Here is a 26,548-nt window from a genome sequence, read left to right as displayed (position 1 = left end):
TCTCCCAAGCCAGGGAGAGGGTAAACGCCAGTTTGAAAGTCAGTTCTGCGCTGACAGCCAGCCGAACGGCGGTTATTGTTCGGCCATGAACCAATCACCCCACACTCTGCTTCTGAGCTATCAACCGCCCTGGCAGTGGCAACAATTCCACGCGCACTTTGCCCTCCGTGCCCTGGCTGGGGTGGAAAGCTTGCAACCGCACAGTTACGCGCGCAGCGTGCTACTGGAGGACCAACCTGGTTGGTTCCGCGTGCAACCCCTGGCTGATCAGCACGCGCTGCAGCTGCACTACAGCGAATCGCTGCAGACCTGTCTGGCGACGCTTACTGCGCGGGTGCGCAAAATGTTTGATCTGGACTGCCAGCCGCAGCAGATCAGCGCGCACTTTGCTAACGATACGCAGCTCGGCCCGCTGGTTGCGCGAAATCCCGGCTTACGCCTGCCGGCTGCTTTCGAGCCGTTCGAGCAGGCCGTGCGCGCCATTGTGGGTCAGCAGGTTACGGTCAAGGCGGCAGTGACCATCACCGGCCGCCTGGTTACGCGTCTGGGTGAATCACTGCAGTTTGCCGATGCGACCGATATTCAACGGCTGTTCCCCACAGCCGCAGCCATTGCTGACGCCAATCTGGACGGCATTGGCATGCCCGGCAAACGCGTGCAGACCTTGCAGCACTTCGCTGGGCAGGTGGCCAGCGGGGCACTGCGTCTGGATTTGCAAAACGGCTACACAGCCTTTGTCGAGCAGCTGTGTGCCCTACCCGGCATCGGCCCGTGGACGGCGGAATACATTGCCCTGCGCGCCTTTGGCGAGGTCGATGCATTTCCCGCCAGCGACCTGGGCCTGCTCAAGGCGCCGGTGTGGGGGCCAGAAGGCATCGACGCCAAACAGCTCAAGGCCCGCGCCGAAGCCTGGCGACCTTGGCGCGCCTATGCCGCCGCGCACCTGTGGCACAACTACTCAGAGGGATGACGCCGGATGTTCTACCGCTACCACGACAGCCCGATTGGCCGCCTGCTGTTGGCCGCTGACGAAACCGGCCTGCAAAAGCTGCTGATGGATATCGATGACAAGCCCTGGCATATCGGCGAACACTGGAGCCGCGCCGCCGATGAGCTGGATGAAGTGTGCCGGCAACTGGATGAGTATTTCGCCGGGCGTCGGCAGCGCTTCGAAGTGCGCCTGGCGCCGCAAGGCACGGCGTTTCAGCAAGCCGTTTGGCAAGCGCTGCAGACCATCCCATTTGGCCAAACCAGCTGCTACAGCGCCCTCGCCGCCGAGATCGCGCGGTCCAAGGCGGTGCGCGCCGTCGGCGCAGCCAATGGCGCCAACCCGATTGCCGTCATCATTCCCTGCCATCGTGTAATCGGCCGTGACGGCAGCCTCACCGGTTATGCCGGCGGCCTGCCGCGCAAGGCGCTGCTGCTCAAATTGGAAGGGGCGCAGCTGCCGGAACAGCGCTTGCTGAGTATTTAGCCTAGGGTAGAACCCGCGCCAGCACGCGCGCCGGAGCCTCTAGCGGCAACGCCAGAATCAGACCCTCGCCAGATGCCGGGTAGATGCCGGTCAACGCGGTGATATTGACCTGATGGGAGACCAGCACCAACGACGCACCACGCGGTTGTGCATTGATCTGCTCGATCAGCGCGGCGGTTTGCTCACGGGCGTTGTTGGGTATTTGAAAGAATGAATCCAAGGCAGGTAGCGCTTCGACTGCGCCCAAGCCCATTTCGCGGGCCGTATCCTGAGCGCGGCACCAGCGGCTGCTGAGCAGACGCGGCTCGATCCACTGACTACGCAACAACTGTCCCCAGCGCTGCGCCTGCTCACGGCCAACTTGATTGAGGTTGCGCTGGGTGCGGCAATCATTCAGCTGGAAATTCGCCGGATCACCCGTACCGGGCGCTGTGGCATGGCGCAACAGCAGCACGGCGCGACCTTCACGCAGCGCAGTCCAGGCGTGCTTATCGCTGGCCTGAACCGTGCCACTCAACAGGCAAAGCGCCAACCACCAAACGCCGGCCCGCCGCATGACTAGAACTTGACCGTACCGCGAGGCCCCAACAGCGCCCAGATGATCAGACCGATCACCGGCAACAGTACGATTAGCAAGATCCACAACACCTTGATGCCCGTTTCGGCGTTGCTTTTGATGACGCTGAGAATCGCCCAGATATCCAGCGCCAGAATGACCAGACCCAGTAAACCGTTGAACATTGAACCCATATGGTGTCGCTCCTATGCGAAGGGATCGCTTAAGTAGGATAGACGCTGGCCAGAAGAGTTCAGCCGCTTTACCTATCAGCAGTCATCCAGCCCCGCAAAGGCGGCGGCAAACTCACCCGCGACAGGCACAAAATCAGGCACCTTGGCGCTGTCAAACAGACGCAGCACGGCAAACCGTGGATGCTCGCCGCCATCGAACCAATGCGCCGTAGTGGCGGGCAACAGCAGCAGATCACCCTTCTCGCACAACAGGCTGTAGACGTACTCGCCGAGATGCAGCGCCAGCAGGCCACGCCCGGCCAGGTAGTAATGCAGGTGGGCCGGCTGACAAGATTGCTCTGCGCGCAGGCGGCGAGCCAGCTCACTGCCCTCACCGCGCTCATCACACAGGCTCATAACCTCGGCAGTGGCGTAGCCATGTGCGGTCATCAGCTGGTCGACCTGTACGCGACTAGCCGCCAGCAGCTCATCACTGGCTATACCGGCCGTGACCGCCTGCTGAACCGGCACCTGACTGAATTGCACGCCAACAGCAGCCAGAGTGCTGGCGATGTCCTCGGCGTGAGTCAGCAGCTTGTTCGGGTACTCGGGCGAAGACTGGTGGTAGACGGTCAGGCTGCTCATGCTCAAGGCTCTCGTACAGTCGGTTTCAAGTCAGCGGTTCAATTCAACTGCTAAAGGTTCAGGGCCGCTCATCGCGCATATAGCGCGCGGTAATCACCGCAGCCGTCAGGGCAATCAGGCTGGCGATGGCAAAGGTCCAGGCCGCACCGAGACTGTGCCAGCTATAGCCCGAATACAACGCGCCCAATGCACCGCCCACGCCCGCCAGCGCGGCATACAACGCTTGGCCTTGCCCCTGTTGGCGATCGGCAAAGCTACGCTGAACAAAATGCATGGCCGCCGCATGGAAGCTGCCAAAAGTCGCCGCATGCATCAGCTGAGCGAACAGCAGCACCGGCAAGTGCCCAGCCAGATTACCCAGCAACAGCCAGCGCACGGCAGTAATCAGAAAGCTCGCCAGCAGCACGGTACGCAGGGAATAGCGCGCCAGCAACCGGGCCATGACCATAAACAGCACGATTTCGGCCAATACGCCCAGCGCCCACAGCTGGCCGATAACCCCGCGCGAATAGCCGAGTGCTTCCAGGTGCAAACTGAGAAAGGTGTAGTACGGGCCATTGCTTAACTGCATCAGCCCGGCGCTGAGGTAAAAGGCGAGAATCCCCGGCCGCCGTAGTTGCTGGAGAAAGCCGCCCTGCTCCAGGGTGTTAGGGCGCAACTGCGGCTGGGCATTAGGCACCCACCAACTGCTCAGGACGATACCGCTCATGATCAGAATCAGCGCCCAGGGATAGGCATCCAGGCTGAGCAACTCGAACAGCTTGCCGAGGCCCACCACTGCGACGATAAAGCCGATGCTGCCCCACAGACGGATCTGGCTGTAGCGCGCGGCCTGCTCCTTGAGATGGGCAAAGGTGATGACTTCGAACTGCGGCAGCACCGCGTGCCAGAAGAACGCATGCAGCGCCATGATCAGCGCCAGCCAGGCGTAGCTCTGGCTGATAAAGATGCCGGCAAAGCACAGCAGCGTGCAGAGCGCACCAAAGCGCACAATAGCCAAGCGCTGGCCCGTGTGATCGCCCAGCCAACCCCAGATATTCGGCGCAATGCAGCGCATCAGCATGGGAATGGCGATCAGCTCACCGATCCGCGCAGCGGAAAACCCCAGGTGATCGAAATACAGCGCGAGAAAGGGCGCGGTGGCACCGAGCAGCGAGAAATAGAAGAAATAGAAACCGGACAGACGCCAGTACGGCAAAACCGGGCTCATGCTGAGCACAAACCCGGCAGCGTGCTGCGGAGCGCACGTGGCCGCGCAGCAGCGCTGATCACAGCTGTGGCAGCACCGGCGTGTTGACCCGCACATCGGCATTCTGCGCGCGGTGGCGCAGCAGGTGGTCCATCAGCACGATGGCCATCATCGCTTCAGCGATTGGTGTAGCGCGGATGCCCACGCACGGGTCGTGACGACCCTTGGTGATGATATCCACCGGGTTGCCGTGAACATCGATCGAGCGCCCCGGCGTGGTGATGCTCGAGGTCGGTTTGAGCGCCAGGTGCGCAACAATCGGCTGGCCGCTGGAGAGCCCACCGAGAATGCCGCCGGCATTGTTCGAGAGGAACCCTTCAGGGGTCATCTCGTCACGGTGCTCGGTGCCGCGCTGCGCCACGCTGGCGAAACCCGCGCCGATTTCCACGCCCTTGACTGCATTGATACTCATCAGCGCATGGGCCAGTTCGGCGTCCAGGCGGTCGAAAATCGGCTCGCCCAGGCCGGGCATCACGCCCTCGGCAACCACGGTGATCTTCGCCCCAACCGAATCCTGATCACGGCGCAGCTGGTCCATATAGGCTTCCAGCTCCGGCACTTTGTCAGGATCGGGGCTGAAGAAGGCGTTCTGTTCGACGCTGTCCCAGGTCTTGAACGGAATTTCAATCGGGCCGAGCTGGCTCATGTAGCCGCGAATCACGATGCCCTGAGTCGCCAGGTATTTCTTGGCGATGGCACCCGCGGCCACACGCATGGCTGTCTCGCGCGCCGAACTGCGGCCACCACCGCGGTAGTCACGCACGCCGTACTTGTGGTGATAGGTGTAATCGGCGTGGGCCGGGCGGAAGGAGTCCTTGATCGCCGAATAGTCTTTGGACTTCTGGTCGGTATTGCGGATCAGCAGGCCAATCGAGCAACCGGTGGTCTTGCCCTCGAACACCCCGGCAAGGATTTCCACCTCATCGGCTTCCTGGCGCTGGGTGGTATGACGGCTAGTGCCCGGTTTGCGCCGATCAAGATCGCGCTGCAGGTCTTCCAGGCTAATCTCCACCCCCGGCGGACAGCCATCGACAATGGCGACCAACGCCGGGCCATGGCTTTCGCCAGCGGTGGTGACAGTGAACAGCTTGCCGTAGGTATTGCCGGACATGTGCAAAACGCTCCGCGAAAATCAGCTCCGAGGCTACGCCAGCCGGCGCAAAGCCTCATTTGGATAAAGGCGGCGAGTATACCCGTGGCGTCCGCACAGATCATCCTCGAACCTTCAGGGCAGATAAACGTCCAAGATGCTCACCCCCGGCAGTTCTTTTCCATGACCCGAGCTCTTCTGTTGCCCCTTCTTCTCTGCAGCGCCCTGCTAAATGCCGCGCCCAACGCCGCCCACACCACCACCGCACACAGCAGCGTGCAGCAACCCATGCGCCTGCAGACCGGCCAAGGTACGCTGCATGGCACGCTGCTCAAGCCCAGCAGCACCAAGCCGGTGGCCGTGGCGTTGCTGATTGCCGGCTCAGGCCCCACCGACCGTGACGGCAACAACCCCGAAGGCGGCCAGAGCGACAGCCTCAAGCGCCTGGCGCAAAGTCTGGCCAAACAGGGCATCGCCAGCCTGCGCTATGACAAACGCGGTGTAGCCGCGAGCCGCGCCGCCACCCCGGATGAACGCGACCTCAGTGTCGAGGGGTATGTCAGCGATGCCGTGGGCTGGGCACAGCTGCTCAGGACTGATCCGGCGTTTGACCGACTGATTCTCATCGGCCACAGCGAAGGTGCGCTGATTGCCAGCTTGGCGGCCGAACAGGCCCAGGCCGATGCCCTGGTGGCGATTGCCGGCAGCTCGCGGCCGATTGATCAGTTATTGCGTGAGCAACTCGCCGCTCGCTTGCCCCCACATCTCATGGCGCAGAGCAATCACCTGCTTGACCGCCTAATGGCCGGGCAACTCACCCCGCAAGTACCCAAAGACCTGCAGGTGCTGTTTCGCCCCAGTGTGCAGCCCTATTTGATTTCGCTGCTGCGGCAGAACCCCGGTCAAGCCTTTGCTCGCCTGCAGATTCCGGCGCTGATCGTCCAAGGCAGCCACGACATTCAGGTCAGTGTCGCCGATGCCCATGCCTTGCAGGCGGCCAAGCCTGATGCCGAGTTGCTGATCATCCCCGGGATGAACCATCTGCTGCGCATCAGCGCGCTGGATTTACCGGCGCAACTGGCCAGCTACGACAATCCTCGGCTACCGTTGGCACAGGGGCTGGGCGAGCAGATCGCCCAGTTCATCCAGCGCAGCGGCAAAAAGCCAGCCTCCAGTTAGCCGAGCGGCGGCCGATAAGCGCATCAGACGACACCTGAAGATGTCGCGCACAGGATCGCCGTGTATGACTGACAACCCAGAACAACAGAACGATACCGACGCCGCTTCGCAGGAGGTCGTCGAGCAAGCCCACCCGTGGGCCGATCTTGCGCCCGAGCACTTTCGCCTCTTGCGCCTGACCGCCTTGCCCACCGACCGCCACACTGGCGCACGCCCCTTGCGCTTTATCCAGTTCGGCCGCGTCGAGCGGCTGGGCAAGCAACACAGTTTGCTGCGTTTAACCTTGCAGCTCCCCGGACAGCGGGTGCGCAAGGAGCAGAATATTCTCGAAGTCTGGGCCGATCACGAACAACGCCTGCTCAGTTTCGGCCCCGACAGCGCACTGCAGGTGCAGCCGGAAAACCGAGGTTTAGGGCGCTTTATGCTGGCACAGGGGATTAGCTGGGCACGTCAGCACTTCGCCCATTATCAAGTGGCCAACACCACGCTGCCCAGCAAGGACGCCTTCAGTGAAGAAGCCCGTGCGCGGCGCGACCACTGTCTGCAGGCCCAGGGCTTTGTCGTCGAGTACCTCGACCCGCTGAAGATCAAGGCGCATTGCGTCGCACCACGGGTCAGCTCACTGCATGGCGACTGGCATACGGAAAAAGTGCAGATCGTCGAATTACTGGACGCCGCCAGCATGCTGCAGCAGGCTGACCAGAGCCTGCGCGAGCAAGAGGTGAAAGTACGCAAACTGGAAGAGCGCATTGAGGTTTTCAAACGCGAAGACAACGGTCTGCGCTTCACCATTACCTGCCTGGTGGCCTTCTGCGTGTTTCAGGCGGGGTTGCTGATCTGGATTGCCACGCGCTAACGGATGGCGCGTGCCTGGCGATACTGCCCTGGCGCCACGCCATAGACCTGTTTGAACTGCCGGCTCAGATGGCTCTGGTCGGCAAACCCCAGCTGCATTGCCACGCTCAGCGGCGCACAGCCATTCCTTAATAACGCCCGAGCCTGTTCCAGGCGGCGCTGCATCAGCCAGCTATGCGGCGGCAGGCCGGTGGCGCGGCGGAATACGCGCGCGAAATGAAATGGCGACAAGCCCACTGCCTGCGCCAGTTCCTCCAATGAAGGAGGCGACGCCAGCTGGCTGCTGAGTAATTCCTTGGCGCGGCTGACCGCATGCGGCTCATGGCCCGGTACCAGGACCTCAGGCAGACGCGCATGACGCTGAAACAGCAGCAGAATCGCCTCACGCCAGGCAGTTTGCAGCTGCAGCGCCGACGCCTGGCTGTCCAGTAGTTGATGCAAGGTGACGAACTGGTGATGCAGCTGTGGATCATGCAGCACGCTGAGCGCGAATGACGGCATACCCTGCTGACTGCATTCCAGCTCCGCGAGCACGCCGCATACCTGCGCATTGTCCGGGTAAAAACCGCGGTAATGCCAACCCAGATCATGGGCTTTGGAGCCGGTATGCAGCTCGTCCGGGTTGATCAGCACCATGCTGCCGGCCGGCGCCAGATGATCGCTGCCGCGATGACGAAAGCGCTGCGCACCATGTTCAATCACGGTAAAGACAAACCCTTCATGCACATGCGGGGAAAAGCGCTGCTCAACATAATGCGCCTGCAACAGCTCTACCCCGCCCAACTCGCGTGATTGCCAGAACCGTGTCTGCTCGCTGTGTGCCTGCGCCATGAGTCAACCGCTGAAACGCGCCTCCAGCTGCTGCTTGATCGCCGGCCAGTCGTGATCCGTGATGCTGTACAACACGCTGTCGTCCAAACGCCCGTCGGCCAAGCGGCGGTGGTTTCGCAGCAGACCTTCGCGCTGCGCGCCGAGCTTTTCGATGGCACGTTGCGCGCGTAGGTTGCTCGCAGCGGTTTTTAGCTGAACGCGGACCAGCCCCCAGTGCTCAAAAGCGTGCTTGAGCATCAGGTACTTGATAGTGGTATTGAGGCCCGTGCCGTGCTGGCTGCGATCCAGCCAGGTCCAGCCAATCTCCGCGGCGGGCAAGCTGTTCATAAAGTCGCCGAAACGGGTAGTGCCCACCAGCTGGTCGCCCAGGCGAATCACAAAGGGCAAGGCCCGCCCTTCGCGCTGATCAAGCAGCCCTAGGCGGTACCAGTCCAATCGCAGGCTGCCACTCATGTAGATCAATTCTTGGCGATTGGCTTCGGCTAGGCTGATCAAAGCCGGGATATCGGCATCGACCATTGGCTCGATGCGCAAACCACCACGTTGCAGGGTAATCAGTTGCGGCTTGAACATAGGGTCCCTCCTCGGACAGAGTCGCAGGCGCGACACGCTAACAGGGCCAACACGTGTGCACAATCCACAACAGCAACAGGTTCTACGCCAGTGCGACCTTGGTCGTGCCTGACGCATCGCGACTTTGCTGCGAGACTGACACCCATCATCTGCCGTGGACGCTGATGCGGTAGGCTCTGGGCAGCCGCTGCGCTGTCAGGTAAGACCCCGGCAGCCCCCTATAGTTTGTTTTCGGAGTTTGCATGACCCTGTCTAGCGGGCTGATCGCCGCGGTTGCGCTGATTTACATGGCCCTTCTGTTCGCCATCGCCTTCTACGGCGACCGCCGCGCCACGCCCATGCATCCGAAGGTTCGCGCCTGGGTGTACAGCCTGTCGCTGGCGGTGTACTGCACCAGCTGGACGTTTTTCGGCGCGGTAGGCCAGGCCGCTGAGCAGCTGTGGTCATTCCTGCCGATTTATCTAGGCCCAATCATCGTTCTGGTCTTCACCCCCTGGGTGCTGCAGAAGATGGTGATGATCAGCAAACAGGAAAACATCACCTCGATTGCTGACTTTATCGCCGCGCGTTACGGCAAATCCCAGACGCTGGCTGTAGTAGTGGCGCTGGTTTGCCTGGTGGGCGTATTGCCCTATATCGCCTTGCAGCTCAAAGGCATCGTGCTCGGGGTCAACCTGCTCAGTGGCGCTGGCGCCGGCGCCAATGGCACCGGCGCTCAGGACACCGCGTTGATCGTCTCACTGGTGCTGGCACTGTTCACAATATTGTTCGGCACTCGCAACCTGGATGTCACCGAACACCACCGCGGCATGGTCCTGGCAATTGCCTTCGAGTCACTGGTCAAACTGCTGGCCTTCCTCGCCGTCGGCACGTTTGTGACTTACGGCTTGTACAACGGTTTTGGCGACTTGTTCAGCCAGGCTAAAGCCAGCACTGAACTGGCGGGCTTCTGGGCAGAAACCGTGAACTGGCCGGCGATGATGACCCAGACGGGGCTGGCGATGATCGCCATCATCGCCCTGCCGCGTCAGTTTCATGTGGCAGTGGTGGAAAACATCGAGCCCAAGGATCTGCGCCTGGCGCGCTGGGTGTTCCCCGCCTACCTGATACTCGCCGCGTTGTTTGTGGTGCCCATTGCCTTGGCCGGGCAGATGCTGCTGCCGGCCGGTATCACCCCCGACTCCTTCGTGATCAGCCTGCCGCTGGCCGAAGCCCATCCGGCGCTGGCCATGCTGGCCTTTATCGGCGGCGCGTCGGCGGCCACCGGCATGGTAATTGTCGCGTCAGTGGCGCTGTCGACGATGATTTCCAACGACATGCTGCTGCCTTGGCTGCTGCGCCGGCAGAACACTGAGCGGCCCTTTGAAGCCTTCCGTTACTGGATGCTCACCGCGCGACGGGTAAGCATCGTGGTGATTCTGCTATTGGCCTATGTGTGCTACCGACTGCTCGGTTCCAACGCCAGCCTGGCAACCATCGGTCAGGTCTCCTTCGCAGCCATCGGCCAGCTAGCCCCAGCGATGTTCGGCGCACTGGTATGGAAGCAGGCCAACCGCCAGGGCGTATTCGCCGGGCTGTTCGTGGGCGCGCTGATCTGGTTCTACACCCTAGTCATGCCGCTGGTATCGCGCAGCCTGGGCTGGCCGGTGGATGCCTTACCGGGCATACACACCTTGCTGTACGGGCCGATTGGTTTTCAGGTCGACCCGCTGACCCGTGGGGTGGTGCTATCCCTGGCCGGCAACTTCCTGCTGTTTGCCTGGGTCTCCTACTTCTCGCGCACCCGGGTGGCCGAGCATTGGCAGGCCGGGCGCTTTATCGGCCATGACCTGGGCAACAAACCGAGTAACCGCAGCATGCTCGCGGTGCAGGTCGGCGACCTGTTGCTGCTGGCCAACCGTTTTGTCGGTGAAGACCGCGCGCGGCAAAGCTTTATGCGCTTTGCCTACCGCCAGGGCAAAGGCTTCGACCCCAACCAGACCGCCAACAGTGAATGGATCGCCCACACCGAACGCCTGCTGGCCGGTGTGCTCGGTGCCTCATCGACCCGCGCGGTGGTCAAGGCGGCCATCGAAGGCCGCGAGATGCAGGTCGAGGATGTGGTGCGCATCGTCGACGAAGCCTCGGAAGTGCTGCAGTTCAACCGCGCACTGCTGCAAGGCGCCATCGAGAACATCACCCAGGGCATCAGCGTGGTCGACCAATCGCTGCGCCTGGTGGCCTGGAACCACCGTTATATAGAGCTGTTCAATTACCCCGAGGGCCAGGTGTATGTCGGCCGCCCGGTGGCTGAACTGATCCGCTTCAACGCCGAACGCGGCCTGCTCGGCGGCGGTGATATCGAGGAGCACGTCAGCAAACGCCTGTACTGGATGCGCCAGGGCACGGCGCACACTTCAGAGCGACTGTTCCCCAACGGCCGGGTGATCGAGCTGATCGGCAACCCCATGCCTGGCGGCGGTTTTGTCATGAGTTTCACTGATATCACCGAGTTCCGTGAAGCCGAGCGCGCACTGAAAGACGCCAACGAGGGCCTGGAACAACGCGTCAGCGAGCGCACCCAGGAGCTGTCACAACTGAACCAAGCGCTGACCGAAGCCAAGGGCGTAGCCGAAGCCGCCAACCAGTCGAAAACCCGCTTTCTGGCCGCCGTCAGCCATGATCTGATGCAGCCGTTGAATGCTGCGCGGTTGTTCTCCGCCGCCCTGTCCCATCAGGACGACGCCCTGCCCGCCGATGCCCGTGAACTGGTGCGCCATCTGGACAGCTCATTGCGCTCGGCCGAGGACCTGATCAGCGACCTGCTGGACATCTCGCGCCTGGAAAACGGCCGCATCACTCCGGACCGTCATGCCTTTGTGCTGAATAATTTGTTCGACACCCTGGGTGCCGAGTTCAGGGTGCTGGCTGCCGAACACGGCGTGGACTTCCGCCTGCGCGGCAGCCGCCTGCGGGTCGACAGCGATATCAAACTGCTGCGGCGCATCCTGCAGAACTTCCTGACCAACGCCTTCCGCTACGCCAAGGGCCGTGTACTGCTCGGTGTGCGCCGCAAGGGCCAGCAGCTGCGTTTGGAAGTATGGGACCGCGGACCGGGAATACCGGAAGACAAACGCAAAGTGATTTTCGAGGAATTCAAACGCCTGGACAGCCACCAAACCCGCGCTGAAAAAGGCCTGGGGCTGGGCCTGGCGATTGCTGACGGCCTGTGCCGAGTGCTCGGTCATCAGCTGGAAGTACGCTCTTGGCCAGGCAAAGGCAGCGTATTCAGCGTCACCATTCCCCTGGCCTTGCACGCCGAACCGCCGGCGCTACTCAGCCAACCCGAGCAGAATGGACAAGCACTGGCCGGCATCCAGGTGCTGTGTATCGACAACGAGGACAGCATCCTCGCCGGCATGCACAGCCTGCTGTCACGTTGGGGGTGTCAGGTGTGGACGGCACGCAATCGCTTGGAGTGCGAGCACCTGCTGAGTGAAAACGTGCGGCCGCAGCTGGCACTGGTGGACTACCACTTGGATGACGGCGAAACCGGCACCGAGCTGATGGCCTGGCTGCGCACGCGCTTGGGCGAGCCGCTACCGGGTGTGGTAATCAGCGCCGACGGTCGCCCCGAGCTGATCGCTCAGGTGCATGCCGCCGGCCTGGATTACCTGCCCAAGCCAGTCAAACCGGCCGCTTTGCGCGCCCTGCTCAGCCGCCATCTAGCGCTGCGCTGAGAACCGGTTCTTAACCTAGCAGGCGCTGACGAAACAGCGCCTGATGCTCACGGCATTGCGCAGCAGCGAGCAGGAATACGCCGTGACCGCCACGCTCAAATTCCAGCCAGGTGAAATCGACTTCCGGGTACAGCGCCTCGACATGCACCTGACTATTGCCGACTTCGATAATCAGCACGCCCTTTTCGGTCAGATGATCCGCCGCCTCGGCGAGCATGCGCCGCACCAGGTCCAGGCCATCGTCGCCGCAGGCCAGGCCCAGCTCAGGCTCGTGCTGGTATTCGGCCGGCATATCGGCGAAATCCTCGGTATCCACATAAGGCGGGTTGGATACGATCAGGTCAAAACGCTGGCCCGGCAGCTCAGCAAAACCGTCGCCCTGCACGGTGTACACACGTTCCTCAAGGCCGTGGCGCTCGATGTTCTGATTGGCCACTTCCAGCGCCTCAAACGACAGATCACCCAGCACCACTTCGGCCTCGGGAAACTCGTAGGCACAGGCAATGCCAATGCAGCCCGAGCCGGTGCACAAATCGAGAATCCGCGCCGGTTCCATCGCCAGCCAGGGCTCGAAGTGCTGCTCGATCAACTCGCCAATCGGTGAGCGTGGAATCAGCACACGCTCATCAACAATGAACGGCATGCCGCAGAACCAGGCCTCACCCAGCAGGTATGCGGTCGGTACGCGCTCATCGATGCGCCGTGCGAGCAAAGCATGCAGGTGCGCATGTTCGGCGTCTTCCAGGCGGCAATCGAGGTAGCTGTCGGCAATTTCGTAAGGCAGGTGCAGGGCACCGAGCACCAGCTGACGGGCTTCATCCCAGGCATTGTCGGTGCCGTGGCCGAAGAACAGCTCCTCGCCATGAAACCGACTGACTGCCCAGCGAATGTAGTCACGCACGGTACGCAGGCGGGTTGGGTAGGCAGGTGTAGCGTCAGTCACGGCAGCTCTCCACAAAAAAAGTGCGCCATTCTAGCAGCCTGACGCGCCCACCCGCGCCGGGTGTAGCGCTAGTTAAGCTACGCGACGCATTACTGACTAGATAGGCCGCCACAGTCACAAAGTAGGCCTGCCCAAGCCTCATGCGCATCAGTATAATTTTGTTACCAATTCCAAACCCTTCCCCTCCCTTCTCAAGACATTCCTAAAAATGGTCATAGATCCGTTCTCGATCACGGGCTTGCTCGTGCTGGCGATATTTTTGATTGGCATGACGCTAATCGTTTTTGAAGCACAACTGGAGATGGATAAGTTCAAGCCGGCGATGTTCATGATGTCCGGCTTGGTCGTTATCGGTGCCCACTACGCGCTTTACGACCCCAATGGTTTTCAGTTCTTTCTGCATGCGCAGAGCGAGATCAAGGAAGAACTGTTCGGCCTGATCGCCTTTATGGCGTTTATGTGGATGGTGGTCGAGCTGCTCAACGAGAGGAACGTCTTCACTGCACTCAATGGCTACCTGATGCGCAAAGGCCTCGGTGCGCGCGCTATGTTCTGGGCCACAGGCGCGCTGTCGGCGCTGCTCTCACCATTTCTCAACAACATCACCACCGCAATGATCTTCGGCAAGACGGTAAAAAACATCTCAACCAATCAGCGCTATACCCATATCTCGCTGTGCAACATCGTGGTCGCCTCCAACTCCGGGGTGTGGTTCCTTGGCACCTCGACCAGCCTGATGGTGGTGCTGGCCGGTAAGATCAGCATCGCCGGCCTGCTGTTGCTGATCCCCTCCGCCTTGATCGGCTGGTTGCTGTTTGCCGCGACCCTGCATTTCTTTTACCTGCGCAAACTCACTGGCCAGGACTTGATTCAAGTGGCTGACCAGGCCGAATCCGCACTCAAACCCGGCGGCGCAGGCCTGGCGATAGTCGGTTTCTTCGCCGTATTTGGCGCGGTGCTGTGCAATATCGTGCTGAAAGTCAGCATCGAGTTTGCCATAGGCATCGGCCTGGGGAGCGTCGCCCTGTATGCCTGGCTGCTGATGCGCCGCGGCATTGAATTGCCGTGGCAGGATCAACTGCAAAAGGTCGAGTGGAACGCGCTGCTGTTCTTTATCGGCATCATCACTTCAGTGGCCTGCCTTAACCACGTCGGCTGGTTGTCATATATCTCGCAGCTGTTTGAAGTGATGCACCCCACCGCCGTTAACGTGGTGCTCGGGGTCGCGTCCGGTGTTATGGACAACGTGCCTGTGGAAGCGGCTGCGCTGATGTCCAACCCGCAAATGGGCCTCAATCAATGGGCGCTGAATGCGCTGATGGTGGGGATTGGCGGCTCGCTGACGGTGGTCGGCTCCGCTGCGGGAGTCATGGCGATGTCGCTGGACAAGACCTACAGCTTCGCCGTGCACCTGAAGTTTCTGCCGGCCATTCTGGTCAATTTCTTCGGCTCGCTGGGTATCTGGTACCTGCAGTTCGAACTGTTTGGCCTCTACTAAAACGAAAGCGCCAGGGCATGCCCTGGCGTTTGTCGATGAATGCGGCGTTGGCGCACACCACCATTAGTCTCGTTTAAGGTGCAATTCGCGCAGTACAGCGATGGAAATCGCCACGGCAAACAACAGCCAGAAATGTTCGGAAAACAGTGCAATCAGGCTCATATTGCAGCTCCTTTGCTTGAAATAGCCGTTCCTCGGCGGCCCCTCGATTCTGCTCGCCGTATAAGCAGCACGCAAGATCATCGACCACAAAGGTTCACAGCAGCGCAGCACAGGCGGACAATAGACCCACTGTCCATGCCAGCCTGGAGTTCCTGCCATGTCCGCCCCTAAAACCATGTTCGCCCTCACTGGCCGCGGCCATGCCCCCGCCAGCCTGAGCAATGCGACCTTGCTGATCATCGATGCGCAAGAGGAATACCGCAGCGGCGTGTTGCAACTCCCAGGACTGGATGCCGCGTTGGAAGAAATCGCCAAACTGCTCGCAGCCGCTCGCGCACAAGGCAGTGCCATTGTTCACGTCAAACACCTAGGTATTCCTGACGGCCTGCTCGACCCACGCGGCCCACGTGGCCATCACCTGCCGGAAGCTGCTCCGCTGCCGGGGGAGCTGGTCATTGAGAAACGCATGCCCAACGCCTTTAACGGCACCGACTTGCACGAGCGCCTGCAGGCCTTGGGGCATCTGGACCTGATCGTCTGCGGCTTTATGACTCATTCGAGCATCAGCACCACCGTGCGCGCCACCAAGGACTATGGTTACCGCTGCACCGTAGTCGATGCCGCCTGCGCCACCCGTGACCTGCCAACCCCAGACGGCCACGTCATCAGCGCGGCCGACATGCACCGTGCCGAGATGATCGCCCTGGGCGACAATTTCGCCGCCGTGGTGCCGCGCGCCAGTGCGCTGATCTGATTCACCGCCAGCGCGCAGCAGTTCGCAACGTGCACAGCGGCTGAACGGCGAAGTTGAACCCCGCCAGCCCGGGCCGGTCATACCGCCGATAGCCACCGAGGAACTTGGCATGAGGAAATCGGAATGAAACACGCCGATGGTTTTGATGCACGCCGCCTGCGCCCGCGCAATGCCAGCAACTGGCGCCTGCGCCTGGGCGCTGGCCTAGCAGCGTTGTTTGCCACATTCGGCATACTGCTGAGCATGGCAGGAATCGCCACCCTGCTCGGCCAACCTGCTGCGCTCGGCCCACTGAACGAATCGCCAGCCGCCGCCAGCGTTTTTGTCGTGATCGGGCTGCTGTTGCTGACCTTCGGCGTGCTGCTCTGGCGCCGCTGCCGACGCCGCCTGCGCCGTCCCAGCGACCTAAGCATGGCCCCACATCTGATGAAAAAGCGCGACTGAGTGCCGGGCAGCTTGGTTACACTAACGGCCTTCGCGGATATCTAGGGTCTGTTACCGTTTTGTCGCGAGCCGCGTTGCCGCGTAAAATCTCGCCAGGCTAGGCGGAGGACGCAGGTAATGGTCGCTCCCTTGCCAAGACCTCCAACACCGCATGGCGAGATTTTTCGTGCAACCCGAAGGGCCGGGCCTGTTTTAGCGCGATACTGCGTTTCTCGACACTCATTTGGAACACCAAACTTCGCGTCTCGTGCCTTGCCTCGCGCTAAAAAAGGCTCCGGCGCAGCCACGACAAAACGGTAACAGACCCTAAATGCAAGACGACGATTTTTCCCTATTCAAAGCCGAGTTGCGCGGCGTCAAACCAATCAAGCATGACCGCGCCGACACCGGCAAACCAAAACCCAACCGCGCCCAGCTGGCCACCCTGCGCCAGGCTGCTACGGCGCGCGTGGATTCAATCAAGGTCGACGGCCTGTCCGACCAGTTCGTGATCGACGTCGGCGCCGAAGACCCGCTGTACTGGGCCGGCAACGGCGTGCAGGACGGCCAGATGCGCAAGCTCAAACTGGGCCAGATCAGCTTCGAAGGCAGCCTTGACCTGCACGGCATGAGCGTGGAAAAAGCCCGCGACACCCTGTGGGAATTTATCGCCGAGGCCAACAAACTGGAGGTGCGCTGCGTGCGCATTACCCACGGCAAGGCGGTGCGCATGGACGGCCGCAAACCGATGATCAAAAGCCACGTCAACACCTGGCTGCGCCAACACCCACAAGTGCTCGGTTTCACCTCCTGCCTGGCCAAACATGGCGGCACCGGTGCGGTGTATGTGATGCTCAAGCGCACCATGATGGATGGCCGCGACGAATAAGCCCCTGCGGCTGGCGGCCTGCGCACTTGCCAGCCCGACCCTCGCGGCCTAACCTGCGCCCTTCAGAAAGACCTACGAGATTGTCCATGTCCCTGGAACAGCAATACACCGAGATCCTTGGCCAACTTGGCGAAGACGTATCCCGCGAAGGCCTGCTCGACACGCCCAAGCGCGCCGCCAAAGCCATGCAGTACCTGTGCAAGGGCTATCAGCAAACGCTCGAAGAAGTCACCAACGGCGCGCTGTTCAGCTCCGACAACAGCGAAATGGTGCTGGTGAAGAACATCGAGCTGTACTCGCTGTGTGAACACCACCTGCTGCCTTTTATCGGCAAGGCCCATGTCGCCTATATCCCCAACGGCAAGGTGCTCGGCCTGTCGAAAGTCGCCCGCATCGTCGATATGTATGCACGCCGCCTGCAGATCCAGGAAAACCTCAGCCGGCAGATCGCCGAAGCCATCCAGCAGGTCACCGGCGCCCTCGGCGTTGCAGTGGTGATCGAAGCGCAGCACATGTGCATGATGATGCGCGGCGTGGAGAAGCAGAATTCCTCCATGGTCACCTCGGTGATGCTCGGCGAGTTCCGTGAAAACGCCGCCACACGCAGTGAGTTCCTCAGCCTGATCAATAACTGATCAAGCTCTGAGTCAGAAGAAACCGGCCCCACGCCGGTTTTTTTCTGCCTGCACATCCTCAAAGCAAGCGGCGAGATTCCGCCAAAAGTCGCAATAAATCCGCCCGAGCATGGCGAGATCACGCCACCTAGAGCCGTCGATCAACCCAGTGCAACTGCGGCAGCGCGCCGCAGTCCAACGCTTTGCAGTGGCGGGCATGCTTCTTGCCAATTGCTATTAGTCAGCCCCAGGCAACGCCAGTCGCCACGCCTTGGACAGCTGCCGTTATGCACACGACGCCCTGCACACCCTGCCCCGCGCCTGTCGCTCGCCGACGGGCCAGCACGCTATTGCCACACGCCTGATCCCGTGTCGGCGCAGGTCGTCACTTTGACTTCACCGATTGAAATGGTTGGTTTAATGAAAAAGCTCCTATTGACCCTGCTGTGCCTGAGCGTGATCGGCTGCGCCAAGCACCCCGAGCCGGAAAAATCCGTGGATGTTCTGCTGATTGGCGGCGGCATCATGAGTGCCAGCCTGGGCACCTACCTCAATGAACTGGAGCCCGGCTGGAGCATCGACATTTACGAACGCCTCGACCGCGTCGCCGATGAAAGCTCCAATGCTTGGAACAACGCCGGCACCGGCCACTCGGCCTTCTGCGAGCTGAACTACACCCCCGAGCTGGCCGATGGCAGCATCGATATCAGCAAGGCGGTGGCAATCAACGAATCCTTCGAGATTTCCAAACAGTTCTGGGCCTATCAAGTTGAACGCAAGGTGCTGAACAATCCGCCTTCGTTTATCAACAACGTGCCGCATATGAGCTTTGTTTGGGGTGATGACAACGTCGAGTTCCTCAAGAAGCGCCATGCCGCCCTGCAGGCCAGTTCGCTGTTCCGTGGCATGGAATATTCCGAAGACCCGCAGCAGATCAAGCAGTGGGTACCGCTGGTGATGGAAGGCCGCGAGCCTGGGCAGAAGCTTGCAGCCACCCGCGTCTCGATCGGCACCGACGTCAACTTTGGCGAAATCACCCGCCAGCTGTTCGATTCGCTGAGCCAGCAGGACAACGTCAGCCTCAACCTGCAGCATGAAGTGCGCGGTATCGAGCGCAATGCCGACAACACCTGGAACGTGCAGGTGGCCGACCTGGCCAACGGCGGTGCCGAGAAAACCATCAACGCCAAGTTTGTGTTTATCGGCGCCGGCGGCGCCGCGCTGAAGCTGCTGCAGATGTCCGGCATCAGCGAGGCCGAAGGCTATGCTGGCTTCCCGGTCGGCGGTTCGTTCCTGGCCACTAGCAACCCGGAAATCGTCGCGCAGCATCAGGCCAAGGTCTACGGCAAAGCTTCGGTCGGTTCGCCGCCGATGTCAGTGCCGCACCTCGACACTCGTGTAATCGAGGGCCAGAAGGTGCTGCTGTTCGGACCGTTCGCCACCTTCTCCACCAAGTTTCTGAAAAACGGCTCGCTGCTCGACACCTTCAGCGCCCTGACCACCGACAACATCCTGCCGATGACCCACGCCGGCATCGATAATTTCTCGCTCAGCACCTACCTGATGGGCCAACTGATGCTCAGCCAGGAAGACCGCATGGATTCGCTACGCGAGTACTTCCCCAATGCCAAATCGGAGGATTGGGAGCTGATCCAGGCGGGTCAGCGCGTACAGATCATCAAGAAAGACGCCGAACACGGCGGCATTCTGCAGTTCGGTACCGAAGTGGTCAGCGCCGCTGATGGCAGCATCGCCGCGCTGCTCGGCGCCTCGCCAGGCGCCTCGACCGCCGCACCGATCATGCTCTCGGTGCTGGAGAAGACCTTCAAGGACGAGATGCAGAGCCCAGAATGGCAAACCAAGCTGAAAGAAATCATCCCGTCCTACGGCCAAAAGCTGAATGACGACCTGGCGCTGACTAATCAGACCCGCGCCTGGAGCAGCGAACGCCTGCAACTGGAGTTCGTTGAAGTGCCACCGCTGGCCCTCACCCCAGAGGTCAGCCAGGCGCAGTAAAGCGCCTGCTGGGCAATGCAGATTGCCCGAAGCACTGTTTACCGTCGCTACGGCGACACACCCTGCGGCCATGGATGGCGCGCAATAAAAAACCGGCCACAAGCCGGTTTTTTATTGCGCTGTGAAAAGCCTACTGGCCCTTGAACGGCACCCGTGGCTTGGTGCGTAAAGGGTCGAGCAGACCCGACAGGCCGTTGTGGTCGATCTCCTGCATCAGCGCCAGCAGCCGGCCGATTTCACCCTGGGGGAAACCTTCACGGGCAAACCAGTTGAGGTAGTTACCCGGCAGATCGGCGAGCAAACGGCCTTTGTATTTACCGAACGGCATTTCGCGGGTCACCAGCAACAACAGGTCTTCGGGTTTCATCGCAGGCTCAGCAGGGTCAGGCAATCGAGCGCAAATTATGCCGTTCGACCGGGAGCACGGCCAGCACCGGGCCAATCGCAGCAAACTCGGGTAAGCTGCGCGCCCGTATCTAGCTACCCAAGGTTTGCCCCCGCATGATTATCAAGGCACTGCGCATTGGCCTCGGCCAGTTGATCATATTCCTCGACTGGATCAGCCGTCCGGCCAAGCTTAAACGCACCCCAGAAGCTCAGGCTGCGGTCGAGCAAAGCGCCAGCAACCTCGCGCTGTACCAGTTCCACGCCTGCCCGTTCTGCGTAAAAACCCGCCGCACCCTGCACAAGCTGAATGTGCCAGTGGCCCTGCGCGACGCCAAGAACGACGCCCAGGCACGTAGTGAGCTGGAGCAACAAGGCGGCAAGATCAAGGTGCCGTGCCTGCGCATCGAAGAAAACGGCCAGAGCACCTGGCTGTACGAGTCCAAAGCGATCATCGCTTATCTCGATGAGCGCTTCGCTGCAGTTTGAAAAAACAACCGGGGCCGCTTAGCGGCCCCGGTTGTTTCAGCGCTATAGCTGATCACTCAGCCCAGCCATTCAGTTCACCAGCACTCGTACCTTGCCGACCATTCCGGCCTGGTAGTGGCCGGGAATCAGGCAGGCAAAGTCGAATTCACCGACACGGTTGAAGGTCCAGATAACCTCCTCGCGCTGCCCCGGTGCCACATGCGTCATATCCGCTGACTCATGCTGCATGCCCGCAGATGTCGCCATCATCGCAGCATGCGCCTGTAACTCAGCCTGGGTGCCGAGCACGAACTCGTGCATGACCTGCCCCTCGTTACGATGAACAAAGCGGATGGTTTCGCCCTGCTTGACGTCAAGCTGATCGGGGCTGAAACGCATCTGATCACTCATACTGATTTCAATGGTACGACTGACCTGCTCCGGCTCGCCGGCAATCCCCCAGGCCTTCTGCTGCTTTGCCGGTGCTGCCGCGTGATGCCCGCCGTGATGCTCGCCAGTGGCCCACACAGCGTCGCTGCCCAACAGAAGGCCCAGACTCAATAGCAAGACAACAGCATTTGAAGATGCACTCATGGTTAATTTCTCGGAATAAAAACTGAATAAACGCTGTGAGCAGGCCGCGCCACAGAGCTGGCCACACACAACAACACGGTGTTCAGACGAGAAATAACCGCGGCGGACGTTCAAGGGGTTCGCTGATAAAGCCGACAAACTGATCCAGTCGCACCAGGGACGGCTCGACTGCTTGCAGTGGAGAATTACTGACAACTACCGCGCTCAGGGCCACCGCACCGACACAGAATGCGCAAAGGCTGCACAGGCTGTTATCGGCGGCAGGCAGGGACTTGCTGGAGTTGTCGCCAGCGTGATGTTGGTCATGGGCAGACGCCTTAGCCGGCTGAGCCGTGGCCATCGCGCCCAGGTGGTGCGTCGCCATTTGCGCATCAGCCTTGGCCATCGCCCCGCTCTGCTGGGCTACCGCGCATAACTGCATGCTGAGAGCGGCCATGCTCTGCGCTGGCAAGGCGAGCATCAGCATGCAAATCAGGGCAGTTCGCAGTGAGCGCATGGCGTTGGATGTTGTCGTAGGCAAAGATATGGAGGCGGATTATCCGCCCAACAGCAGCTTTGTCCATGCCCGAGCATGGGCAAAAGCCCCCGCAGCTGGCTATGATCGGAGCCCATGACCAACACCCCACTCTTGCGCCAACCCTGCCCACCCGGTGCCTGCGATTGCGGGCGCGAGCAACTGTTGCAGCAAGCCAATAGCGATGTCCGTATTCTGTTGCTCACCCGCGCCGAGGAAAAGCGCCTGCTAGAACGGCTGGAGAACCTAGAAAGCCTGGCGGACCTGGAAAAGCTGCAGCGGCGCATCTACGAACAACTCGGCGTGCGTGTTGCGGTTGCCCCAGGCTTCAATGAAGTACGCAGCATGCGCGGCATTGCGATTCAGATCGATGAGTTGCCCGGGCTGTGCCGCAAAACCCGCCAGGCCATTCCCACCGCCATTCGCCGCGGGTTGGAAAAACGCCCGCAGATCGCCTACGACTTGCTCAACACCCATGACCTGCTGCGCGATGCCTGACAGCGTCTATCATTTGCGCCCCGCCAACACCCGCGTTGCGCCCTGAGTCTTCTGGCAATACCAGAACACCCGCCTGACCCCACGGGTGATCGCCACGTAGGCCAGGCGCAAGCTTTCATCCTGCATCGCCTGGTCGTAGCTGTTGCTGAAGAAGCCCGAGTAGGCGTACAGCGCATTACGCAGCGGGTGCGGCTCGGGTGGTTGGCAGTCATCGAGGATGATCGCCACTTCGGCCTGCAGACCCTTGGCGCGGTGGATGGTGTAGGCCTTGACCGGCAGCTGCTTGTCCAGCTGCGCGGTAATGGCTTGCAGTGGCTCATTCCGCCGGCTCAGTAGCAGCACGGCATTGCGTTCGCGGCTGTTGCGCTCGGCGGCGTAAGCGCACTGCGCGCGGATCTGTTTGAGCAACTCCGGCTGACGCGCCTTGCTGTCGAAGCGCTGAATCAGGCGCACGCCATGATCGCCCGGCTGCGTGGCTTTAATCGCCTGGCTGGCCTTTGCCTGTTTGTGCTGCACGTCGCCGAGCAGCGCTTCAGCGTCACGAATAATCGGCTCAATCGAACGGTAGTTGTTGGCCAGGGTCAGCACGGCGCTGCGCTTGGCTTTCCCTTTCCCAGGAAAGTGCCGATCAAAGTCGATAAACAGCTCCGGCGAACTGCCGCGCCAGCCGTAGATCGACTGCCAGTCATCGCCGATGGCCATCAGACTGACCGCAGCCCCCTGCCCGGCCAGCGTGCGCTGCACGGCCTGCAGCCACTGGACGATCTGCGGCGAGATGTCCTGAAACTCATCAATCAGCAGATGGCTGAACGGCGTCAGCAGTGACGCTGCCACGCCCTGCCCGTCTGCATTCAGCCTTCCCGTCAGCTGGGCAAAAGCGGCGTTAAAGGTCAACAGCCCCTGCTTCTGCAAAGCGCTCTGGAAATAGGGCCAGAACAGCAGCAATGCCTCAATAAACTCACGCACTGGTATTGCAGTGTCGAGGCGTTGCGGTTGCATAGTCGACAGCTCAACGCCAATGCTTTCGGCAAACCCGGCCTGAGCGTAGAACGCTTCATAGAGCGGCGCAGCACTGAATTCGCCTGCCAGTTTATAGGTATCCAACGGCGCCTTGGGCAGGCGCTTGCCTGTATCGGATGGCGGCGGCAACTGCAGCAGGCTGTGCACCTTTTGCCGAAACGCCGGCTGCTCGGCATAGCACTGCTGGTAAGCCTGCTTAAGCAGACGCTGTTGGGCCGGCCGCAGCCGTCCGGCACTTAGCGGGTTATCTAACTCGCGGCTCGCCGCCTGTGGGTCATCCAGCTGTTCGAACCAGCGTGGGTTGTTCAACAGGCTCTTGGCCACGCTGCCCATGGCCGAGTGAAACGTACGCACAGACTGACGCGCCTGGGCGGCATCAAAGGGGTAGTTGAAGAAGCCCAGCACCTTTAGCAACTGCTCACGCAGCTCGACACAGGAGGCATTGGTAAAGGAAATCACCGTCAGCTGATCGGGCTTGATGCCCAGGTGACAGAACATAAACACCACCCGCAGCACCAGCGTGGTGGATTTGCCCGAACCGGCCCCGGCGAAGATGCGCGTCAGCGGATGATTGCTGAGGATCATCGCCCATTGCTCATCCGAGGGTGCACTGAGCAGCCCAGCCGTCACCGCCCGCGCCACCTGCTCGCGCATAGCCTGAGCTTGCGCGGCCTCGACTGTCAGCATAGCCGGCCCGTAAATGCCTTGAGTGCGTGGTTTACCGGCAGCGCGGCGCGGATTAGCCGGCGGCTTCGCGCCAGCAGATTGACCCTTGCTAGCCGCTTTTTTGGCCCGTGGTGCAGCCTTTTTTAACTGCACCGCCGCTTCACGCTCGGCACGCAGATAAGCTGTGGTGTGGGGAAAGTAGCGCGCCAGTGCAGCGGACAACAGCCGCTTATAGCGCTGAACAGCAGATGGCATTCGCGATCCAGCCAGAAGATAGATCGTTGAATGATAAGTGCTTTTTACGTCGAGCTGGCGACTGAGCATTGAGAAAGCGCAGCGCCTCTCACCGCTCAGCTGATCCGACAGCTATCAGTCGAGCATACCGACATAACGCGGATGGCTGGCAACCCGCTCCAGCCAAGCGCGAATGGCCGGATAGGGCGTCAGATCAAAGCCGCCTTCATCCGCCACATGGGTGTAGGCGTACAGGGCGATATCGGCAATCGAGAAATTCTCGCCAACCAGATATGGCGTGCGCTGCAGCTGCTTCTCCATCACCTTGAGTGCCTTGTGACCGCGCACATGGCACTCCTCGTACTCACTGCGGCGCGCTTCGGGCAGGCCCTGATACAGCTGGATGAAGCGTGCCACCGCGACGTAAGGCTCGTGGCTGTATTGCTCGAAAAACTGCCACTGTAGCACCTGGGTGCGCAGACGCGGCTCGCTGGGCAGAAACGCGCTGCCGTCGGCGAGGAAGTTGAGGATGGCATTGGACTCCCACAAGCAGGTGCCGTCGTCCAGCTCCAGCACGGGGATCTTGCCGTTGGGGTTCTTGGCCAGGAAGGCGTCGCTCTGGGTTTCGCCCTTGAGGATATCAATCGGGATCCACTCATAGGGCTGATCCAGCAGGTGCAGCATCAGCTTGACCTTGTAGCAGTTGCCCGAGCGGTAATCGCCATAGACCTTATACATATCGCCCTCCTCCTAACCTGCTTAACGCGTGGACTAGCTTGCTTGTGCCTGGCGAATCACCTCGGCCAGGCGCTTGAGGCCTTCACTCAGGCGCTCCGGCGCAACGTGGCTGAAGTTAAGCCGCAAATGCCCGGGGTTAGCGTCCGGATCAATAAAGAACGGTTCGCCCGGCATAAACGCCACGTTCTGCGCCAGGGCCGGCGCCAGCAGCGTACGTGTATCCAGCGGCTGCTTGAGGGTCAGCCAGAAGAACAGCCCACCTTGAGGAATCTGCCAGTCGGCCAGGTCGCTGAAATGCTCAACCAGCACGTCCTGCATGGCATCACGGCGCACCCGGTAGAAATCACGCAATTCGGCCAAGTGTTCTCGGTAATGCCGTGTACCCAGCCATTGCAGCGCCTGCCACTGACCAATACGGTTGGTGTGCAGGTCAGCGGACTGTTTCAACCGCAGCAAGTAGGGGTACAGGTCTGGGGTGGCAATCAGGTAACCGACGCGCAGGCCAGGCAGCAGGGTTTTCGACACGGTGCCGGTGTAGATCCAGCTGGCCTGCTTAAGGCGGCTGACAATCGGTGTGGCGCTGCCATCATCAAACACCAGTTCGCGGTAAGGCTCATCTTCGATCAGGGTCACGCCAAACTCATCGAGCAAGGCTGCCACCGCATCGCGCTTGGCTTCGCTGTAGCGCACCGCCGATGGGTTCTGGAACGTTGGGATTAGATAGGCGAAAGCCGGCTTGTGGTTCTGCAGCCGCGCGCGCAACGCGTCGATCTGCGGGCCATCGGCTTCCTGCGGCACGGCGATGCAATCGGCGCCGAACAACTGAAAAGCCTGCAATGCCGCGAGGTAAGTCGGCGCCTCCAGCAACACCTCGGTACCCGGATCGATAAACAGCTTGCTGGCTAGATCCAGGGTTTGCTGCGAACCACTGACGATCAGTACCTGGCTGGCGTCGCAGGGTACGCCCAAGGCGCGCGCCTCTTCAGCAATCGCTTCACGCAGCTCAGGCTCGCCTTCGCTGGTGCCGTATTGCCCCATGCTGGTGGGCATATCCGCCCACTCCACCCGCGGCAACATTGGCTCGGCCGGCAGACCGCCGGCAAACGACATCACTTCTGGACGCTGCGCGGCAGCCAGGATTTCACGGATCAGGGAGCTTTTCAGGCGGGCAACACGTTCGGAGAAGGCCATGGATACACCGGTAGCGAAGGCAAATAAAAATAGGTCAAACTGTTTGACCAAAGCTCTGTTTGACAGAAGCTACGACGATCAGCCTGGATACGTCAACATGCTTGACCTTAAAAACCCAAACACTCAACAGACCGCCATGGAAGCGTTCTTCTTCGGTTACCAGGCGTTTACCGCCAAGGCCGATGAGATGCTGGCGCGCCGCGGCCTGTCGCGCGTGCATCACCGCATTCTGTTCTTTATTGCCAAGTACCCCGGCCTGAGCATGAAAGAGCTGCTCGGCTACCTGGGTGTAAGCAAACAGGCGCTGAATACCCCGCTGCGTCAGCTGCTGGAAATGAACCTGGTGCAGAGCCTTGCCGCTGAAGACGACAAGCGCAAACGCCTACTCGGCTTTACTCCTGAAGGCGCCAAGCTGGAACAGGCTCTGCGCCGTGAACAGGCCAAGCTGCTGCAGCGGGCGTTCAGTGAAGCCGGAGAAACAGCCGTGAGCGGCTGGTTACAGGTCAACCAAACCCTGCACAACAGCGCAAATGAAGGCTGAGAGAGCACCCTCGGCAAAACTGTACTGACGCTGCGACCGAGCCAACTGAAACTGTAC

General features: G+C 60.8%; 28 protein-coding genes. 14 read left to right on the top strand and 14 right to left on the bottom strand.

Going from position 1 to position 26,548, the window contains the following annotated elements:
- The first annotated feature begins 85 nt into the window (after positions 1 to 85).
- Both CUR33_RS17295 and CUR33_RS17290 read left to right on the top strand, forming a co-directional pair.
- Positions 86 to 970: a DNA-3-methyladenine glycosylase family protein gene (locus CUR33_RS17295; RefSeq protein ID WP_289240411.1), complete on the top strand. Its 885-nt coding sequence runs from the start codon at positions 86 to 88 to the stop codon at positions 968 to 970.
- Positions 971 to 976: 6 nt separating this feature from the next.
- Positions 977 to 1,474 carry a methylated-DNA--[protein]-cysteine S-methyltransferase gene (locus CUR33_RS17290; RefSeq protein ID WP_289240410.1) on the top strand — a complete coding sequence of 166 codons (498 nt, stop codon included), beginning with the start codon at positions 977 to 979 and terminating at the stop codon, positions 1,472 to 1,474.
- A 1-nt stretch (position 1,475) separates the two neighbouring features.
- Here CUR33_RS17290 and CUR33_RS17285 read toward each other — a convergent pair whose 3' ends face one another.
- The 5 genes from CUR33_RS17285 to aroC all read right to left on the bottom strand — a co-directional run bounded on the left by CUR33_RS17285 (position 1,476) and on the right by aroC (position 5,208).
- On the bottom strand, positions 1,476 to 2,030 hold the full coding sequence (locus CUR33_RS17285; RefSeq protein WP_289240409.1) for a histidine phosphatase family protein: 555 nt from the start codon (positions 2,028 to 2,030) through the stop codon (positions 1,476 to 1,478).
- Between the two features lie 2 nt (positions 2,031 to 2,032).
- Positions 2,033 to 2,224 (bottom strand): PLDc N-terminal domain-containing protein, encoded by a 192-nt coding sequence (locus tag CUR33_RS17280; protein ID WP_090247827.1) that lies wholly within the window; start codon positions 2,222 to 2,224, stop codon positions 2,033 to 2,035.
- 75 nt (positions 2,225 to 2,299) lie between these two features.
- On the bottom strand, positions 2,300 to 2,848 hold the full coding sequence (locus tag CUR33_RS17275; RefSeq protein ID WP_289240408.1) for an acireductone dioxygenase: 549 nt from the start codon (positions 2,846 to 2,848) through the stop codon (positions 2,300 to 2,302).
- 58 nt (positions 2,849 to 2,906) lie between these two features.
- Positions 2,907 to 4,058 (bottom strand): MFS transporter, encoded by a 1,152-nt coding sequence (locus CUR33_RS17270; RefSeq protein ID WP_289240407.1) that lies wholly within the window; start codon positions 4,056 to 4,058, stop codon positions 2,907 to 2,909.
- 58 nt (positions 4,059 to 4,116) lie between these two features.
- Complete coding sequence (aroC, locus tag CUR33_RS17265) at positions 4,117 to 5,208, bottom strand: chorismate synthase (protein WP_289240406.1); 1,092 nt, start codon at positions 5,206 to 5,208, stop codon at positions 4,117 to 4,119.
- Positions 5,209 to 5,370: 162 nt separating this feature from the next.
- Here aroC and CUR33_RS17260 point away from each other — a divergent pair, with 162 nt between their 5' ends.
- Together CUR33_RS17260 and CUR33_RS17255 are read left to right on the top strand one after the other, a co-directional pair.
- On the top strand, positions 5,371 to 6,366 hold the full coding sequence (locus CUR33_RS17260) for an alpha/beta hydrolase family protein (RefSeq protein WP_289240405.1): 996 nt from the start codon (positions 5,371 to 5,373) through the stop codon (positions 6,364 to 6,366).
- A 64-nt stretch (positions 6,367 to 6,430) separates the two neighbouring features.
- Entirely contained in the window at positions 6,431 to 7,222 is a 792-nt protein-coding gene (locus CUR33_RS17255; protein WP_170048933.1) for a hypothetical protein, read from the top strand.
- Here CUR33_RS17255 and CUR33_RS17250 read toward each other — a convergent pair.
- Both CUR33_RS17250 and CUR33_RS17245 read right to left on the bottom strand, forming a co-directional pair.
- Entirely contained in the window at positions 7,219 to 8,052 is an 834-nt protein-coding gene (locus CUR33_RS17250; protein WP_289240404.1) for a helix-turn-helix transcriptional regulator, read from the bottom strand. The genes CUR33_RS17255 and CUR33_RS17250 overlap by 4 nt on opposite strands.
- A 3-nt stretch (positions 8,053 to 8,055) precedes the next feature.
- Positions 8,056 to 8,625, bottom strand: a complete 570-nt coding sequence (locus tag CUR33_RS17245; RefSeq protein WP_090247839.1) for a GNAT family N-acetyltransferase — start codon at positions 8,623 to 8,625, stop codon at positions 8,056 to 8,058.
- 242 nt (positions 8,626 to 8,867) lie between these two features.
- Between CUR33_RS17245 and CUR33_RS17240 the strand changes: the two genes are divergently transcribed.
- Positions 8,868 to 12,344, top strand: coding sequence for a hybrid sensor histidine kinase/response regulator (locus CUR33_RS17240; protein ID WP_289240403.1), 3,477 nt, complete (start codon positions 8,868 to 8,870; stop codon positions 12,342 to 12,344).
- A gap of 10 nt (positions 12,345 to 12,354) precedes the next feature.
- On the opposite strand, the gene prmB is transcribed toward CUR33_RS17240, so the two are convergent.
- A complete protein-coding gene (prmB, locus tag CUR33_RS17235) occupies positions 12,355 to 13,287 on the bottom strand; it encodes a 50S ribosomal protein L3 N(5)-glutamine methyltransferase (protein ID WP_289240402.1) in 933 nt (310 codons plus the stop codon).
- Between the two features lie 268 nt (positions 13,288 to 13,555).
- Here prmB and nhaD point away from each other — a divergent pair, with 268 nt between their 5' ends.
- The 6 genes from nhaD to CUR33_RS17205 all read left to right on the top strand — a co-directional run bounded on the left by nhaD (position 13,556) and on the right by CUR33_RS17205 (position 19,643).
- The gene (nhaD, locus tag CUR33_RS17230) at positions 13,556 to 14,785 is read left to right on the top strand and encodes a sodium:proton antiporter NhaD (protein ID WP_289240401.1); all 1,230 of its coding nucleotides are present in this window, start codon (positions 13,556 to 13,558) and stop codon (positions 14,783 to 14,785) included.
- A gap of 319 nt (positions 14,786 to 15,104) precedes the next feature.
- Positions 15,105 to 15,701, top strand: coding sequence for a cysteine hydrolase family protein (locus tag CUR33_RS17225; protein WP_090247845.1), 597 nt, complete (start codon positions 15,105 to 15,107; stop codon positions 15,699 to 15,701).
- A 123-nt stretch (positions 15,702 to 15,824) separates the two neighbouring features.
- Positions 15,825 to 16,145, top strand: coding sequence for an LPXTG cell wall anchor domain-containing protein (locus CUR33_RS17220; RefSeq protein ID WP_090247847.1), 321 nt, complete (start codon positions 15,825 to 15,827; stop codon positions 16,143 to 16,145).
- 310 nt (positions 16,146 to 16,455) lie between these two features.
- Positions 16,456 to 17,013, top strand: a complete 558-nt coding sequence (locus tag CUR33_RS17215; protein ID WP_160084825.1) for a Smr/MutS family protein — start codon at positions 16,456 to 16,458, stop codon at positions 17,011 to 17,013.
- An 86-nt stretch (positions 17,014 to 17,099) separates the two neighbouring features.
- The gene (gene folE / locus CUR33_RS17210) at positions 17,100 to 17,648 is read left to right on the top strand and encodes a GTP cyclohydrolase I FolE (RefSeq protein WP_090247849.1); all 549 of its coding nucleotides are present in this window, start codon (positions 17,100 to 17,102) and stop codon (positions 17,646 to 17,648) included.
- Between the two features lie 399 nt (positions 17,649 to 18,047).
- Complete coding sequence (locus CUR33_RS17205; RefSeq protein ID WP_090247850.1) at positions 18,048 to 19,643, top strand: malate:quinone oxidoreductase; 1,596 nt, start codon at positions 18,048 to 18,050, stop codon at positions 19,641 to 19,643.
- 130 nt (positions 19,644 to 19,773) lie between these two features.
- Here the strand turns inward: CUR33_RS17205 and CUR33_RS17200 are convergent, their stop codons facing one another.
- A complete protein-coding gene (locus CUR33_RS17200; protein WP_090247851.1) occupies positions 19,774 to 20,010 on the bottom strand; it encodes a DUF3820 family protein in 237 nt (78 codons plus the stop codon).
- Positions 20,011 to 20,144: 134 nt separating this feature from the next.
- On the opposite strand from CUR33_RS17200, the gene CUR33_RS17195 reads away from it, so the two are divergent.
- Positions 20,145 to 20,516: a glutaredoxin family protein gene (locus tag CUR33_RS17195; RefSeq protein WP_090247853.1), complete on the top strand. Its 372-nt coding sequence runs from the start codon at positions 20,145 to 20,147 to the stop codon at positions 20,514 to 20,516.
- A 69-nt stretch (positions 20,517 to 20,585) separates the two neighbouring features.
- Here CUR33_RS17195 and CUR33_RS17190 read toward each other — a convergent pair whose 3' ends face one another.
- Together CUR33_RS17190 and CUR33_RS17185 are read right to left on the bottom strand one after the other, a co-directional pair.
- Positions 20,586 to 21,089, bottom strand: a complete 504-nt coding sequence (locus CUR33_RS17190; RefSeq protein ID WP_448703187.1) for a cupredoxin domain-containing protein — start codon at positions 21,087 to 21,089, stop codon at positions 20,586 to 20,588.
- Positions 21,090 to 21,171: 82 nt separating this feature from the next.
- Complete coding sequence (locus CUR33_RS17185; protein WP_289240399.1) at positions 21,172 to 21,585, bottom strand: hypothetical protein; 414 nt, start codon at positions 21,583 to 21,585, stop codon at positions 21,172 to 21,174.
- Between the two features lie 114 nt (positions 21,586 to 21,699).
- Here CUR33_RS17185 and CUR33_RS17180 point away from each other — a divergent pair, with 114 nt between their 5' ends.
- On the top strand, positions 21,700 to 22,101 hold the full coding sequence (locus CUR33_RS17180) for a hypothetical protein (protein WP_289240398.1): 402 nt from the start codon (positions 21,700 to 21,702) through the stop codon (positions 22,099 to 22,101).
- Between the two features lie 9 nt (positions 22,102 to 22,110).
- Here the strand turns inward: CUR33_RS17180 and CUR33_RS17175 are convergent, their stop codons facing one another.
- The 3 genes from CUR33_RS17175 to CUR33_RS17165 form a co-directional block, all read right to left on the bottom strand.
- A complete protein-coding gene (locus CUR33_RS17175) occupies positions 22,111 to 24,042 on the bottom strand; it encodes a DEAD/DEAH box helicase (protein WP_289240397.1) in 1,932 nt (643 codons plus the stop codon).
- A gap of 114 nt (positions 24,043 to 24,156) precedes the next feature.
- Positions 24,157 to 24,759 (bottom strand): glutathione S-transferase family protein, encoded by a 603-nt coding sequence (locus CUR33_RS17170; protein ID WP_170048945.1) that lies wholly within the window; start codon positions 24,757 to 24,759, stop codon positions 24,157 to 24,159.
- A gap of 33 nt (positions 24,760 to 24,792) precedes the next feature.
- The gene (locus CUR33_RS17165; protein ID WP_289240396.1) at positions 24,793 to 25,950 is read right to left on the bottom strand and encodes an aminotransferase-like domain-containing protein; all 1,158 of its coding nucleotides are present in this window, start codon (positions 25,948 to 25,950) and stop codon (positions 24,793 to 24,795) included.
- A gap of 97 nt (positions 25,951 to 26,047) precedes the next feature.
- Here CUR33_RS17165 and CUR33_RS17160 point away from each other — a divergent pair, with 97 nt between their 5' ends.
- Positions 26,048 to 26,491, top strand: coding sequence for a MarR family winged helix-turn-helix transcriptional regulator (locus tag CUR33_RS17160; protein WP_289240395.1), 444 nt, complete (start codon positions 26,048 to 26,050; stop codon positions 26,489 to 26,491).
- Positions 26,492 to 26,548 lie beyond the last annotated feature (57 nt).

The organism is Pseudomonas sp. FEMGT703P (assembly GCF_002786345.1).
Classification (GTDB): Bacteria; Pseudomonadota; Gammaproteobacteria; order Pseudomonadales; family Pseudomonadaceae; genus Aquipseudomonas; species Aquipseudomonas peli.
The sequence above is the reverse complement of the archived record's forward strand: the minus strand, read 5'-3'. Positions and strand labels throughout refer to the sequence as shown.